14 protein-coding genes are annotated in these 14,199 nt (G+C 56.6%); 6 read left to right on the top strand and 8 right to left on the bottom strand.

Features of this window, described 5'->3' with window-relative positions:
• The 4 genes from ACWR1S_RS29920 to ACWR1S_RS29905 form a co-directional block, all read left to right on the top strand.
• The coding region (locus tag ACWR1S_RS29920) for an RHS repeat-associated core domain-containing protein (protein WP_454566022.1) at positions 1-911 on the top strand (911 nt) is incomplete at its 5' end.
• The gene (locus tag ACWR1S_RS29915) at positions 908-1,294 is read left to right on the top strand and encodes a hypothetical protein (RefSeq protein ID WP_454566021.1); all 387 of its coding nucleotides are present in this window, start codon (positions 908-910) and stop codon (positions 1,292-1,294) included. The genes ACWR1S_RS29920 and ACWR1S_RS29915, both read left to right, overlap by 4 nt.
• Positions 1,295-1,426: 132 nt before the next feature.
• Entirely contained in the window at positions 1,427-1,801 is a 375-nt protein-coding gene (locus ACWR1S_RS29910) for a hypothetical protein (RefSeq protein ID WP_454566020.1), read from the top strand.
• Complete coding sequence (locus tag ACWR1S_RS29905) at positions 1,801-2,217, top strand: hypothetical protein (protein WP_454566019.1); 417 nt, start codon at positions 1,801-1,803, stop codon at positions 2,215-2,217. The genes ACWR1S_RS29910 and ACWR1S_RS29905 overlap by 1 nt, the downstream gene beginning before the upstream one ends.
• 87 nt (positions 2,218-2,304) lie before the next feature.
• Here ACWR1S_RS29905 and ACWR1S_RS29900 read toward each other — a convergent pair whose 3' ends face one another.
• Together ACWR1S_RS29900 and ACWR1S_RS29895 are read right to left on the bottom strand one after the other, a co-directional pair.
• Entirely contained in the window at positions 2,305-4,095 is a 1,791-nt protein-coding gene (locus ACWR1S_RS29900) for a bifunctional diguanylate cyclase/phosphodiesterase (protein ID WP_454566018.1), read from the bottom strand.
• Positions 4,096-4,229: 134 nt separating this feature from the next.
• The gene (locus ACWR1S_RS29895) at positions 4,230-6,314 is read right to left on the bottom strand and encodes a carboxy terminal-processing peptidase (protein WP_454566017.1); all 2,085 of its coding nucleotides are present in this window, start codon (positions 6,312-6,314) and stop codon (positions 4,230-4,232) included.
• A 138-nt stretch (positions 6,315-6,452) separates the two neighbouring features.
• Between ACWR1S_RS29895 and ACWR1S_RS29890 the strand changes: the two genes are divergently transcribed.
• The gene (locus tag ACWR1S_RS29890) at positions 6,453-7,415 is read left to right on the top strand and encodes a zinc-binding dehydrogenase (protein WP_454566016.1); all 963 of its coding nucleotides are present in this window, start codon (positions 6,453-6,455) and stop codon (positions 7,413-7,415) included.
• 148 nt (positions 7,416-7,563) lie between these two features.
• Here ACWR1S_RS29890 and ACWR1S_RS29885 read toward each other — a convergent pair whose 3' ends face one another.
• The 6 genes from ACWR1S_RS29885 to ACWR1S_RS29860 all read right to left on the bottom strand — a co-directional run bounded on the left by ACWR1S_RS29885 (position 7,564) and on the right by ACWR1S_RS29860 (position 12,998).
• The gene (locus ACWR1S_RS29885; RefSeq protein WP_454566015.1) at positions 7,564-8,217 is read right to left on the bottom strand and encodes an HAD family hydrolase; all 654 of its coding nucleotides are present in this window, start codon (positions 8,215-8,217) and stop codon (positions 7,564-7,566) included.
• A gap of 111 nt (positions 8,218-8,328) precedes the next feature.
• The gene (locus ACWR1S_RS29880; RefSeq protein ID WP_454566014.1) at positions 8,329-9,318 is read right to left on the bottom strand and encodes an ABC transporter ATP-binding protein; all 990 of its coding nucleotides are present in this window, start codon (positions 9,316-9,318) and stop codon (positions 8,329-8,331) included.
• Complete coding sequence (locus tag ACWR1S_RS29875) at positions 9,315-10,115, bottom strand: ABC transporter permease (protein ID WP_034156555.1); 801 nt, start codon at positions 10,113-10,115, stop codon at positions 9,315-9,317. Before ACWR1S_RS29875 ends, ACWR1S_RS29880 begins: the two co-directional genes overlap by 4 nt.
• The gene (locus tag ACWR1S_RS29870; protein WP_454566023.1) at positions 10,102-10,938 is read right to left on the bottom strand and encodes an ABC transporter permease; all 837 of its coding nucleotides are present in this window, start codon (positions 10,936-10,938) and stop codon (positions 10,102-10,104) included. Before ACWR1S_RS29870 ends, ACWR1S_RS29875 begins: the two co-directional genes overlap by 14 nt.
• A 5-nt stretch (positions 10,939-10,943) precedes the next feature.
• Positions 10,944-11,750 carry an alkaline phosphatase family protein gene (locus ACWR1S_RS29865; protein ID WP_449123254.1) on the bottom strand — a complete coding sequence of 269 codons (807 nt, stop codon included), beginning with the start codon at positions 11,748-11,750 and terminating at the stop codon, positions 10,944-10,946.
• A 180-nt stretch (positions 11,751-11,930) separates the two neighbouring features.
• Positions 11,931-12,998, bottom strand: coding sequence for an ABC transporter substrate-binding protein (locus tag ACWR1S_RS29860; protein WP_093441622.1), 1,068 nt, complete (start codon positions 12,996-12,998; stop codon positions 11,931-11,933).
• Positions 12,999-13,348: 350 nt separating this feature from the next.
• Between ACWR1S_RS29860 and ACWR1S_RS29855 the strand changes: the two genes are divergently transcribed.
• Positions 13,349-14,062 (top strand): UTRA domain-containing protein, encoded by a 714-nt coding sequence (locus ACWR1S_RS29855; RefSeq protein ID WP_007916338.1) that lies wholly within the window; start codon positions 13,349-13,351, stop codon positions 14,060-14,062.
• The last annotated feature ends 137 nt before the right edge of the window (positions 14,063-14,199 follow it).

Below are 14,199 nucleotides of genomic sequence, written 5' to 3'. Positions count from 1 at the left end.
AAAGCGAATACCGCAGCTACGTCTACGAACCCGGCACCTTCCGCCCGCTCGCGCTACTCGACGGCAAAGGCCCGAAAAAAGCCTGCCCGTTCTACTACCAACTCGACCATCTCGGCACCCCGCAGGAACTCACCGACTACAGCGGCGACATCGTCTGGTCCGCGCAATACGACGCCTACGGCAAAGTCGCCGCGCTGACCCTGGCCGGCGAAGACTACCTGAACCAGCCACTGCGTTTTCAGGGGCAGTATTTCGATGCGGAAAGCGGCCTGCATTACAACCGGCATCGGTATTACGACCCGCGGCTGGGGCGGTATCTGACACCGGATCCGATCAAGTTGGCCGGTGGGCTGAATCAGTACCAGTACGTGCCGAGTCCGACGGGGTGGGTGGATCCGTTGGGGTTGAATGGATGTCCGGGTGGCGATGGCTGCAAGAAACCTACACTCGAGTCAATCGATCCGACCAAAAAAATAAAGGGTGGAGAGGAAGACTCTTCCCGCTCTGTACCGCAACAAACTTACTTGTACCGTGGGTCTGGAACAGATCCATCAGAAGTCTTCGAGAACGGCTTTAAAAGCAAAGGAAATAGCAACGACCTATTTCTTCACTCAATTGATAGTGACTTTCCTCCAAGTAATTTTATTAGCACCTCTCTTTCAAGAGAGATGGGGAAGGCATTCGCTACCAGCTATTTCACACGTCCTGGATTTCTCTACACACTGAAAATGATCCCAGGCCATGACTTGAAAAAAGAGTTAGGTGCATCCTATAGATTTAGTAAGGAACAGGAAATTGCCATCCCTGGTCAGATCAAAAGGGAAGATATTCTTGGTGCTACACTCATTGTTGATGACGGCAGAGAGTTTGGTTACTCAATTCCTAATCCGCACAGGAAAATAAACAAATGAGAAAAATATTTACAGTTGATGTTGAGGTTGATGGCAATAAGAAGAAGATTGATCTTGCTTGTGACTGTGTAGCTATATCTATAACAATCGAGCTTGGTGGTGGGCCAACGAAGACGTATTTCGGAAGTGATTTTTATAGGTGTTTTGCGGCATTAAGAAAAGATAATGATGATTTAGTTTTTTATTGTAAGGGGGCGAAGACTAATGTTCATCCATCAAGCATGGCCTCGCAGATGTCTCTCGGGCTGAAAGCATACGAGTTGGTGATAGGCAAAGAACCGTCGATAGATGATCTCGTATTCATCTTTGATTATGAGGAAAAAGACTTGTCAAACGATCCCGATGAGCAACGGCAGTTTTATTTGAGTTGGATGACTTCTTGAGTGTTGCGAAAATAAATCGAGCTTTTGGTTTGTTAGTGATTAAGCATTAAGCTTAGGTTGTTGGAAATACTGCTTATGTAATGGTCGGTTTACTGTGAGCTGAATGTTGCTTTGGTACGGAAGAGGAAGGTTGTGAGTAAAGTCGATAGTGATGAAGGAAAAAGTTTCGGTCTTGATGGTCATCATGCAACCGATAAAAAAAGTGACATTGGAAGAGATACATTCAGAGGCGTTCCTAGCTCTAGGTTTATTAGTAATCGGGCGCAAATGAATGCATATAATGAAGCGCTGACAAGGGATATCAGAAACATGCCGCGCTTTACGGGTGAAGACAGCATGGGGAATTTGGTCGTGCGGATGCCCGCGGAAGGTGTGGGTGAAGGATATGAGCCTAATCCTTCTGCACCGACAGAGCCTAGATTCATGCCTAAAATGAATGCGTTTGAAATGAAGTTTGATTTTGAAACGTTACAACCCTACGCACTGTATCCGGTGGAGAGCTTTTGATGTTGATGCATCCCTATCTTGATGTTCCATATAATCCCCAGTTGAAGCACTTTCTAGGAGGGTTCGATATATACGATCGCGAGGAGACGCTGGGTTCGGAGTTGACGGAGTACGACCCTGAGTGTCCTTTGGATAGAGTGGGTCTAATAACTAAGTTTGTTGTGAAAAGATTTTCTGGTTTGACTTATCGGCACAAGTTTGTCTTGTTTTTCGTATTGGGTGAGGCTTTGGATGGCGAAATAAGTGATCTTGCTAAAGTCTTTAAACATGATCCGTTTTCTCATTCATTGCTCCCATTTGGTTGGAACGAGATGAAAGATCCAAAGAGTTTTTTTGAGCACATATACTCTATCCTGTCCGAAGTCTGGACTGATGATTTATACTTGGCCAGTCAGGAAGACTGCTCAACGTGGTAGCCGGCATTAGAAGCAGAACTTAGAGTGACTGTACTGACGCCTTCGCGGGCAAGCCCGCTCCCACAGGGAAGTGTGTCGTTTGAGGGATCAGCGTTGACCCGCTAGCTGTGGCTGGTGGAGTACAGAGGTTGTAAGGCTATCCAATAAATGAACGCTATACCCCGGAACATTCTTCGCATGATGCTTCGCCTGCGAAGCCATCTCCGCAAGTTGACTGGCATCAAGGTGTGCGCACGCTTCGGGGTGCAAATGCACCACGCCAATGGAAAGCGACAACAACGGAAACTCCTGCCGCACCCCTTGGCGATTCGGTGCAATAAAACATCCCGCCTCAAGGTGTTCAGGACGGTAGAAACGTCGGCACTGGCTCTGGAAGTCATCAAGCAGCTGATTGAGTCGTTTGCGCCAATCTTCCGGGCCAAGGACCAGGAGGAAGTCGTCACCGCCGATATGGCCAACGAAGTCGCGGCTCGGGTCTACCCGCTCGTTGAGGCATTGCGCCAGACACAGCAGAACTTCATCACCCCGTCCGTAGCCATAGATGTCATTGAAGGGTTTAAAGCTATCGATGTCGACGTAGCAAATAACTGACTCGCGTCCCTGCTGCAGCAACCGCGTCAGGCATTGCTGAATCGGCACGTTGCCGGGCAGCAAGGTCAGCGGGTTGGCATAACGAGCCTGTTGAATTTTCAGCTCGGTGATCAGTTTAAGCACGTCGATCACCCGGCCAAGACCCAGGTAGCTGCCGTTGAGGGTGATGATGAAGTCTTCTTCGATGCGCTGGCGGGCGCGGCTGGTGATGAGGCGGCTGACCTGTTGCAGCGACTGGCTCATTTCCACGGCGAGGAAATCGTCGTTCATCAGGCGGCTGATCGGTTTGCGCGCGAACAGGTCGGTGGCGAACGGTTTTAGCAGGGCATCCGATAGAGAATGACGATGGACGATGCCGCAGGGTTGGCCTTGTTCGTCGAGTACCGCCAGGGAGTTGAGATTCGCCTGGCGGCGGAAGGCTTCCAGTACGGTGGCGGTTGGTGTATCGCGATGCACGGCCGGTTGGTCGTTGAGCAGGGCGCTGAGGTCGCTGCCTTCGTCGTTCAGCGCAACGCTGCTGCTGTCGTGTTTGGGCATCAAGGCGCGGGCATCGCGCGGTGGGTGTTCTTGGGGGCGGCCGAGCAGGTAGCCCTGCACCAGATCAACGCCCATTTCAGTCAGCACTGCGAGTTCTTCCGGCAACTCGATGCCTTCGGCAATGACTTGTGCGCGTGAGGCTTTGGCGATTTGCAGGATCGAGCCGACGAACTCGCGCTTCAACGCGTCCTGATGAATACCATCGATAAAGTGCCGATCGATCTTCACGTAATCCGGGCGCAGTTCCGACCACAGGCGCAGGCTTGAGTAGCCGGCACCGAGATCATCCAGCGCAATGGAAAAGCCCATCGCGCGATAGTGATGCAGGGCCGTTTGCAGCAACTGAAAATCGTCGATGGGTGTCTGTTCGGTCAGCTCGATGACCACCTGACTCGGCGGTATGCCGAAATCTTGCAGCAACTGCAACGTGCGCCCCGGTTGGTGCGCGGCTTCAAGCAAGGATTCCGGCGAGACGTTGAGAAACAGTTTGCCCGGCAGTTGCTGCTCGTTGAAGCGACGGCAAGCGCTTTGCCGACAGGCGATTTCCAGTTCGCTCAAACGCCCGGCCTGGCGCGCCACGGCGAACAGCGCGATCGGCGAGTGAAGAGGGCTGTTGGAAGGGCCGCGCGTAAGGGCTTCGTAGCCGAGAATGCGGCGTTCGGAGAGAGAGATGATCGGTTGGAACAGGCTGTGTAAACCGCTTTGAGTCAGGATCGAGCTCAAGGCACTCAGCTGTTCGGTCGTGGTCATGGCAATCTCTGGCGATAAAAAAAGGACTGGGAGCGCTCTCGATGAAGAGAGTGGCTCCCAGTCCTTTATTGCACGACAGAATGATGACTGTTTGATGACGATCCGGGGATCGTCAGCATTAAATTGCCATCACCTTACTTCTTGGCCACCTGATTGCTCAGCTTCAGGTAATCCAGCAGCACGCGCCCGGTTTCGCTCAGGTAGGCATCGTCTTCCGGTTTGACCTTGTCTGGGTCAGCGGCAGCAAGGGCGTCTTCGTCTTCTTTCTTCAGCTCTTTGAGCGGCTCTTCGCCTTTGGCTTTGCGACGGATGTTTTCCATCGTCAGTTGCTTGGCGTCGATGTCGTTGTGCTGGGCACGGCGTTCGGCTTCGTTGAGGCTGACGGTTTTTTCTTCCATCAACTTCTGCGCCAGGGCCAGCTTGTCACGGATGAACACAAACTCGGCATCCTTGGCGGTGCGGGTGTCATGTTCGGACTTGAGCTGCGCCAGGTAAGGCTTGAACGGATCGGCCGCCGGTTTGATTGCCGCGCGGATGGTGTCCCACGGCATGGCTTCCGGCAGGGCGCTCTCGCCGATTTCCTTGGTGTCGATCAGCGACGGGTAGTCGATGTCCGGCAACACGCCCTGATGCTGGGTGCTCTGACCGGAAACCCGGTAGAACTTGGCCAGCGTCAGTTTCAGTTCGCCATGGTTCAGCGGCTGAATGGTCTGCACAGTGCCTTTACCGAAGGTCTGGCCACCGATGATCAGCGCGCGGTGGTAGTCCTGCATGGCGCCGGCGAAAATCTCCGAAGCCGAAGCGGACAAGCGGTTGACCAGCAACGCCATCGGGCCCTTGTAGAACGCGCCCGGGTTTTCATCTTCGAGTACGTCGACACGGCCATCGGCATTACGCACGAGTACGGTCGGGCCCTTGTCGATGAACAGGCTGGTCAGCTCGGTAGCTTCCTGCAGGGAACCGCCGCCATTGTTGCGCAGGTCGATGACCACACCGTCGACTTTGTCTTTCTGCAGCTCGGTGAGCAGCTTCTTGACATCGCGGGTGGTGCTCTTGTAGTCCGGATCACCGGCACGGAACGCCTTGAAGTCGAGGTAGAAGGCTGGAATCTCGATCACGCCGAGCTTGTAGTCCTTGCCGTCCTGTTTCAGGTTGAGGATGGACTTCTTCACGGCCTGGTCTTCGAGCTTCACCGCTTCACGGGTGATCGGCACGATCTTGGTGGTCTGGTCGTTCGGCGCATTGCTGGCCGGAATCACTTCCAGACGCACCACGGTGCCCTTCGGACCGCGGATCAGCTTGACCACTTCGTCCAGACGCCAGCCGACCACGTCGACCATCTCTTTGTTGCCTTGGGCAACGCCGATGATCTTGTCGGCCGGGGCGACCTGCTTGGTCTTGTCGGCCGGGCCTGCCGGCACCAGACGCACGACTTTCACCTGGTCGTTGTCGCTCTGCAACACGGCACCGATGCCCTCAAGGGACAGGCTCATGTTGATGTCGAAGTTTTCCGCGTTATCCGGCGACAGATAGTTGGTGTGCGGATCGTACGACATGGCGAAGGTGTTGATGTACGCCTGGAAGATGTCTTCCGGACGGGTCTGGTCCAGGCGCGCCAACTGGTTCTTGTAGCGCTTGGTCAGGGTTTCCTGGATCTGCTTCGGCTCTTTGCCGGCGATCTTCATCCGCAGCACTTCGTCCTTGACGCGTTTGCGCCACAGGTCGTCGAGTTCAGCGGTGGATTTGAGCCAAGGGGCGTCCTTGCGATCGATCAGCAAGGTTTCCTTGGTGGTGAAGTCCATCTTGTCGACGCCTTTGTTCAGCTCGGCAAGGGCGAAGTCCAGACGCGACTTGACGCGGTCCAGATAGCGCTTGTAGATGGTGAACCCGGCGTTGAGGTCGCCGCTTTTGAGGAAGTCGTCGAACTGGGTCTTCCACTTGTCGAATTCGGTGATGTCGCTGGCCATGAAGTAGCTGCGCGACGGATCCAGCAGCTTGAGGTAGCTGTCGTAGATGATCACCGAGCGCGCATCGTCAAGCGGCGGCTTGCTGTAGTGGTGACGCTTGAGCAACTCGACGACGTTCAGGCTGGCGATGACTTCATCGCGATCAGGCTGCAATTTGTCCCAGCTGTTGGCTGCGAATGTATTGCCCGACACCGGCAACAAACCGATACCGATGAAAAGAGCGAGGGCGGTGCTGGGGAGCAAATGCTTCATGCTGATTCGACGCGGGGACAATTGATAACGCATATTAGGCCGTCTTTGAAGTCGCCGGTTCTACAAGAGCCGGTCGCATAATGCAAAAAGCCCGGCGCTACAGCTTCGGGCTCAGTCCAGACTCACTATGGAGGCACTGTGAAGGCATTGCAAGGCGTTGACGGTCAAGTGGCATGGGTTGAAGAGCCGAGTCCTACGTGCGATGTAGGACAAGTACGCATTCGAGTGGCGGCAGCCGGCCTCAATCGCGCCGATTTATTACAGAAAGCAGGGCTTTATCCGCCACCGCCAGGGGCCAGCCAAGTGCTCGGTCTTGAGTGCTCCGGGGTGATCAGCGAGGTCGGCGCGGGCAGTGCCTGGCAGGTCGGCGATCGGGTTTGCGCCTTGCTGGCCGGGGGTGGCATGGCCGAAGAGGTGGTCGTCGACGGGCGGCACGTGCTACCGGTTCCCGAAGGTGTCTCGCTGATCGAGGCCGCTGCATTGCCCGAGGTTTACGCAACAGTCTGGCTGAATGTGTTTCAACTTGCGGCGCTCAAACCGGGTGAGAAAGTTCTCCTGCATGCTGGCGCAAGTGGAATCGGTTCAGCCGCCATTCAGTTGTGCAAGGCGTTCGGCAATCCGTGCTGGGTCAGCGTCGGTTCGGCCGAGCGTTTGGCTTATTGCGAGGCGCTGGGTGCGCAGGGCGGGGTGGTGCGCACCGATGATCTGGACAGCCTGCGTGATTTCGGGCCGTTCAATGTGATTCTTGACCCGGTCGGCGGCAATTATTCGGCGCTGAACCTGAAGCTGATGGCGCTGGACGGGCGCTGGGTTTTGATCGGTTTGATGGGCGGCCGTGAGGCGAAGCTGGATCTGGCGCAGGTCTTGGCCAAGCGTGTGCAACTGCTGGGCTCGACGTTGCGCAGTCGTGACGATCAGTTCAAGGCCGATCTGTTGAGTGATCTGGGCCAGCAGGTGTGGCCGCTGTTTGCTGAGGGGAGGTTGAGCCCGCAGTTGGCCAAGGTGTTTGCGGTGAAGGATGCCGAGGCGGCGTTTGCGGAGTTGGCGAGTAATACGGTGGCGGGCAAACTGGTGTTGGTGATTGACGACAGTCTGAGTTAAGAACCGAAAAAAAGCCCCTCACCCTAACCCTCTCCCATAGGGAGAGGGGACTGACCGGGTTGTTCTGTCGAGCTACATCGACCTGACACCTCGAGGTGAACTCAGGTTTGGGATGTCAGCCTGTCTGCAATTGCAGATTAAATCTTTGTCATTTCCAGAGGTGGATCGGCCAGCCGGATTTTTCGGCGTGCTCAAGCAGCACCGGGTCCGGGTTGACCACGTGCGGAAAATCCACTTTCAGCAACAACGGCAAATCATTGCGCGAGTCGGAATAGAAACTCGCGCCCTCAAGGTTCTCCTCTTCGGCATCCAGCCATTCCAGCAAGCGGGTGATCTTGCCTTCGCGGTAGGTCAGGGTGCCAACGGTGTGGCCGCTGTACACACCATGGGCGACTTCCAGTTCGATACCGAGAACTTCATCAATGCCCAGTCGATCGGCAATCGGTTTGACCAGGTGCGTGCCCGACGCCGAGATCACTAGAATCCGGTCGCCTGCCTTGCGGTGGGCAGCGATGGTTTTGGTCGCGTCGCTGAAGATGATCGGTTCAATGAAATCTTCCACCCACGGACCGACCAAATGTTCGACTTCTTCCGGCGTGCGGCCGATCAGCGGTTCAAGGCTGAACTCCATGTAGTCTTCCATGCGCAATTTGCCATGGCTGTAGGCGTCCATCAGTTCGTTGTTCTTGCGCATGAACGACTCGGGATCGACCCAGCCCAGGCGCCCCATCTGCTCGCTCCAGAGGGTGGCGCAGTCGCCGTGGATCAAGGTTTCGTCCAGATCAAAAATTGCCAAAGCCATCGGTTCTCTCCGAGAACAGCTGCGAGCTACAAGCGTCGAGCTGCAAGAATTGAAATCAGTTACGCCGCAGTCTACAACTTGAAGCTTGTAGCTCGAAGCTTGCAGCTGCTTTTAAGCGACTTCACACAGGGCCGTTGGATCGATGGAAAGTGCCAGTCGCTGACCGTCGGGATGCAGATCGGCGGCCGAGCGGTTGAGCACATCCACCACCAGTTCCACGCCGCGCGCTTCGATGCGATAGCGGATCACGTTGCCGAGCAGGCTGTGGCTGCGGATCTGCGCGTCGAGTTCGCCTTCCAGGCTCAGCTCGATGGCTTCCGGGCGAATGGCGACACGATGGTTGATCGGGCGTTGCAACAGCTTCGACGCGTCGTCGGCATCGAGCAGGTTGTAATTGCCGATGAAGCCGGCGGCGAACACATCGACCGGCGCGGTGTACAAGGTTTCGGCGTCGCCGCTTTGTACGATTTTTCCCTGATTCATCAGGAAAATCCGGTCAGACATGGTCAGGGCTTCTTCCTGATCGTGGGTGACGAAGATCGTCGTCAGGCCAAGTTCGCGCTGGATCTGGCGGATCTGTTCACGCAGGTGTTTACGAATTCGTGCATCGAGTGCCGACAGCGGCTCATCCAGCAGCAACAAACGCGGACGGGTGACCAGCGAACGGGCGAGGGCCACGCGCTGACATTGGCCACCGGACAGTTGATGCGGATAGCGGCTGGCGAAGTCGTTCAGTTCAACAAGTTTCAACACCTCGGAAACGCGTTTATGGCTGTCGTCGGCATTGACCTTCTGCATGCGCAAACCGAAGGCGACGTTTTGCTCGACGGTCATATTGGGGAACAGCGCATAACTCTGAAACACCATGCCAATCCCGCGTTTCTGCGGGCTCAACGGCACGATATCGACGCCATCCAGCAGAATCTTGCCGCCATCGACCGGCGTCAGACCGGCAATGCAACGCAGCAGGGTCGACTTGCCGCAGCCGGAGGGGCCGAGCAGGGTGACGAACTCGCCCTTGTTGATCTCGCAGTCAATGTCGCTGAACACGGTGGTGCCGGCGTAACTTTTCTGCAGGTGTTGGACGCTGACATAGCTCATTCGCTTTTGTCCTTGTTCAAGATGTTGGCGATCCAGGTCAGGACCAGCACGAAAAAGAAATACGAAATAACCAGCGCGCTGGTGAAGTGGCCGCTGCTGTTGCGCATGTTGTTCAGATAAACCTGCAAGGTTTCGTAACGCGTGCCGACCAGAATATTGGCGAAGACGAACTCACCGAACAGGAACGAGAACGACAGCAGCAACGCGACCATCAGGCCTTTGCGCAGGTTCGGCAGCACCACCAGAAACGCTGCCTGAAAGGTGCTGGCGCCGAGCAGTTGCGCAGCGTCCATCAGGTCTCGCAGGTTGATCGCTTGCAGGTTGTTGGTGATCGCCCGGTACATGAACGGCAGCGCCACGGTGAAGTAGCAACCGATCAGAATCCACGGCGTGCCAACCATCGCCATCGGCCCGGAACCGTAGAGTTGCAACAGGCCCACCGATGACACCACCGGCGGCACCGCAAAAGGCAGCAGGATCAGGATGTTCATCAGCGCATCGAGTTTTGGAAAGTGGTAATGCACCACAAACAGCAGCGGCAAAATCAGCACCACCGACAGCACCAGCGCGCCGACACACACCAACAACGATTGGCCGAAGGCGTGAAGAAAGCGCGGATCGCTCCACAACTGGATGTACCACTTGAAGGTGAAACCACTGGGCAGGATGGTCGCCGACCAACTGCTGGCGATCGAATAGACCAGTGTCCCCGCCAACGGCAGCAAGAGGATGGCGAACAGCAGGTAGACCACGACGCGGTGGTAGAGGCCGGCCGGGCCGGATTCAGCGCGAGACATGGTAGCTCCTCTTCAACAGCAGTTGATGCACGACGGTGACGATGGTCATCAGCGCCACCAGCACCACGGCCAGGGCGCTGGCCAGATTCGGATCGAGGGAAATATCGCCGGAGACCATCGCTGCGATACGGATCGGCAGGACGTTGAAGTTGCCCGTCGTCAGCGCATACACCGTGGCGTAGGCACCGAGGGCGTTGGCCAGCAGGATCACGAACGTACCGAGCAGCGCCGGGGTCAGCACCGGCAAACCGATATGTCGCCAGAACTGCCAACCGTTGGCGCCGAGCAGTGCGGCCGACTCGCGCCAGTCTTCACGCAAGGCGTCGAAGGCCGGGTAGAGCAGCAGCACGCCAAGAGGAATCTGGAAATAGGTGTAAAGGATGATCAGCCCGGTTTTCGAGTACAGATTGAAGTCCTGAATGATCCCCGACTGCTTGAGCATGATGGTGATGCTGCCGTTGAAACCGAGCAGGATGATGAACGCGAACGCCAAAGGCACACCGGCAAAGTTGCTGGTCATGTTGGCGAAGGCGTTCACAAAGTTGCGCAGTTTCGAATCGACCCGGCGCAGGGAGTACGCACCGAGCACGGCGATGATGATGCCGAACACGCTCGACCAGAAGCTGATCTCGAGGCTGTACTGGATGGCCTGTAAATAAAACTTCGAACTGAAGATCTTGCTGAAATTGGCGAAACCCCAGCCGGACTCTTCCGATTGCAGACTGTTGATCATCACCCAGACCAGCGGGGCGATCTCGAAGACGATAAAGAACAGCGCGAAGGGCACCAGGCACAGCGCCGCAAGCCATTTGCCGCGAGTCATTGAGTTCACTTGAGCAACTCCCGGCACACAGGTTTGTCGTGGGGCACGCCGAGTAGTTCGCAGACAGTGCCGCAGATTTCGGTCTGCTTCGGTGCGGCATCGGCGTTGAGGCTGAACGCGTCGCCGAGGACAAACAGCGGCACCTGGCGTTCTTCCGGCAGCAGGCCATTGTGCGAGCGATCGTTGTTCATGCCGTGGTCGGCGGTCACCAATACCTGATAGCCAGCGTCGAGCCAGCTCTGCAGATAGTCGGCGAGGATGATGTCGGCGAAGCGCGCGCTGTTGCGGTATTGCGAAGAGTCGAGGCCGTGCTTGTGTCCGGCGTCGTCGATGTTCATCGGGTGGATCAGCAGGAAGTTCGGATCGTGGCGCAGACGCAGGTTTTCGGCGTCGGCGAACAGGTGCGAATCCGGGTAGTGATCGCTCCAGTAAAAATGCCCGTGCTGGATCGGCAGTGACAGGTTGTCGGTGTGGCGGTCGCGGGCGGCCACGAACGGTGAGCGGTTGTACAACTCGCTGACCCAGTGATATGCCGCGGCGGCGGTTTTCAAACCGGCATCGCGGGCGTAGTGATAAATGCTGCGCTGGTTGGACAGGCGCGAGACGTTGTTGTGGACGATGCCGCTGTCGATCGGCGGCACGCCGGTGAGGATGCATTCATAAAGCGGTCGGGACAGGGCCGGCAGTTCGCACTCCAACTGGTAGAGCGCGGCGCGTCCTGCGCCAACATAAGCCTGCAGATGCCCCATGGCGTGACGCGCGACCTCGTAGTTGAGGCCGTCGAGCACGACAAGGATGACGTTGTGCTTCATAGGGGCAAAAACTCCGCGAAACAAAAAATTCAGATTCAGCCAGAATCACCTGTGGGAGCGAGCCTGCTCGCGAATGCGGCAGATCATTCAACATTGATGTCGACTGACACGACGCCTTCGCGAGCAGGCTCGCTCCCACATTTGGATCTTCAACAGATCACACAGTAGTGATCAGCCGTTTTATTTCATCTCTACAATGACTTCTTCGTTCCACGCCTGTGGCAGTGCTTTGGAAGTCTTCTCCCACGCATCGGCGTCTTTGATCGGGGTGACCTTTTTGTACTGCTCGTTTGGCAGCAGCTTGGCCTTCACGTCTTCCGGCAGTTGCAGGTGTTCGGCGCGGATCGGACGCGCATTGCCGCGAGCGAGGTTGGTCTGGCCGGCGTCGCTGAAGATGTATTCGCGGGTCAGCTTGGCGGCGTTAGGGTTTTTCGCGTATTTGTTGATGATGGTGGTGTAGCCGGAAATCACCGAACCATCGGACGGAATCAGCACCACGTAGTCATCCGGGTTGGCCATCTTGGCTTTGTAGCTGAGGCCGTTGAAGTCCCAGACCACGCCGACTTCGATCTCGCCTTTTTCCATGGTGGCGATGGTCGGGTTGGCCATCGACAGGCGACCTTGTTTGGCGATGTCGGCGAACAGCAGCAGCGCAGGCTTGATGTTTTTCTCGTCGCCACCGTTGGCCAGTGCCGCAGCCAGAACGCCGTTGGCAGCTTGTGCAGCGGTGCTCACGTCACCGATGGATACCTTGTATTTGCCGCCCTTGAGGTCAGCCCATTTGGTGGGCACTTCGGAGCCGTGCAGCAGCTTCTTGTTGACGATGAACGCGATGGTGCCGGTGTAGGCCAGTGCCCAGTTGCCATCCTTGTCCTTGGCCCAGTCCGGGACTTGATCCCAGGTGCTTGGCTTGTACGGTTGCACTACGCCTTGCTTGACCGCGATCGGGCCGAAGGCCGCACCGACGTCGCCGATGTCGGCGGTGGCGTTGTCTTTCTCGGCGGCGAACTTGGCGATTTCCTGAGCCGAGCTCATGTCGGTGTCGATGTGCTTGAGGCCGTAGGTCTTGGCCAGGTCTTCCCAGGTGCCTTTCCAGTTGGCCCAATCATCGGGCATGCCGACGCTGTTGACGGCGCCTTCCGCTTTCGCAGCGGCTTCGAGGGTTTTCAGGTCGGTGCCGGCCGCCATGGCGGAGGTGCACATTGCAATGGTCGAGCCTAACAGTGTTGCCAGGAAAAGCTGTTTCATTCCGAAGCTCCTTGGTCGTGTTCAACGCTGCGATTGCGGTGTGTGTTGGTCTAGGTCAGCAATACCTGAGCCAATTTATGCGGACTGGATGACACTTTGATGTCGGCGGCCCTGTGGCGGGGCGTTTATTTGCCCGGTATCGGCGGCTGCCAAGTAAGCGTAGACCATGCCCAAAGGCCCGCAGGGCAAGGAATTGGCCGATGTATTGCAAGCCATGAGGACGACCGTTCGGTAGTTTTGTCATCTCTCGGTCATCTGCACTGCCTAGGCTTGCAACACACGGAAACGGCTTGATCGCCGTACGGTTTTGCCCCGAAACAGTGCTGGTCTAGTCCAGATAGGTAACGTTGATGCGCGATGAGGCAACAAAAGCGGTGACAGCGATTGGCCAGGTGTTGCAGGAGCAGCTCGATCACGGGTTGTTGGCGGCGGGCAGCAAGTTGCCGGCCGAGCGCAAGCTCAGTGAGTTGTTCGGCACGACGCGGATTACCGTGCGTGAGGCGTTGTTGCAACTGGAGGCGCAGGGGCAGATTTATCGCGAGGAGCGGCGCGGCTGGTTCGTGTCGCCGCCGCGTCTGGCTTACAACCTGATGCAGCGCAGTCACTTTCACGCGATGGTCAGTGCGCAGGGGCGGGTGCCGTCGACCGAGGTGATTTCGGCGCGCCTGCAGCCGGCGTCGGCGGCGGTGTGTGCGTGGTTGCAGTTGCCGGCGTTGTCGAGCGTGATTCAGATTTGCCGGTCGCGGCGTATTGATGGGCGGTTGGTGTTGTATGTGGAGCACTATTTGAATCCGCAGTTTTTTCCGGGGATTCTTGAGTTTGATTTGAATCAGTCGATGACCGAGTTGTATGCGCGGCATTACGATTTGCACTATGGGCGGGTGCGGTTCGAGATTGTGCCTACGTCACTGTCGGTGGATGCGGCGGCGGCTTTAAGGGTGTCGGTGGGGAGTCCGGGGTTGCGGATTGCTCGGGTTAATTATGATCAGCATGAGCGGTTGATTGATTGTGATCTGGAGTTTTGGCGGCATGATGCGATTCACGTTGGGGTTGATGTGGTTTGATCGTTTTGGCCTTGGCGGCCTGTGGGCCGACCAGGTTCTTGGGTTTTGGGTGTATATCCGTTGCTTCGGGTGCTGCCGCTGACGGTTTCGCTCTTACAGCGACTCACTTTTCCAGACGCCGAAAAGTAAGCAAAAGG

It is taken from the genome of Pseudomonas sp. AIG (assembly GCF_977020205.1).
Note: the sequence above shows the minus strand (reverse complement) of the source record. Positions and strands in the feature narration are given on the sequence as shown.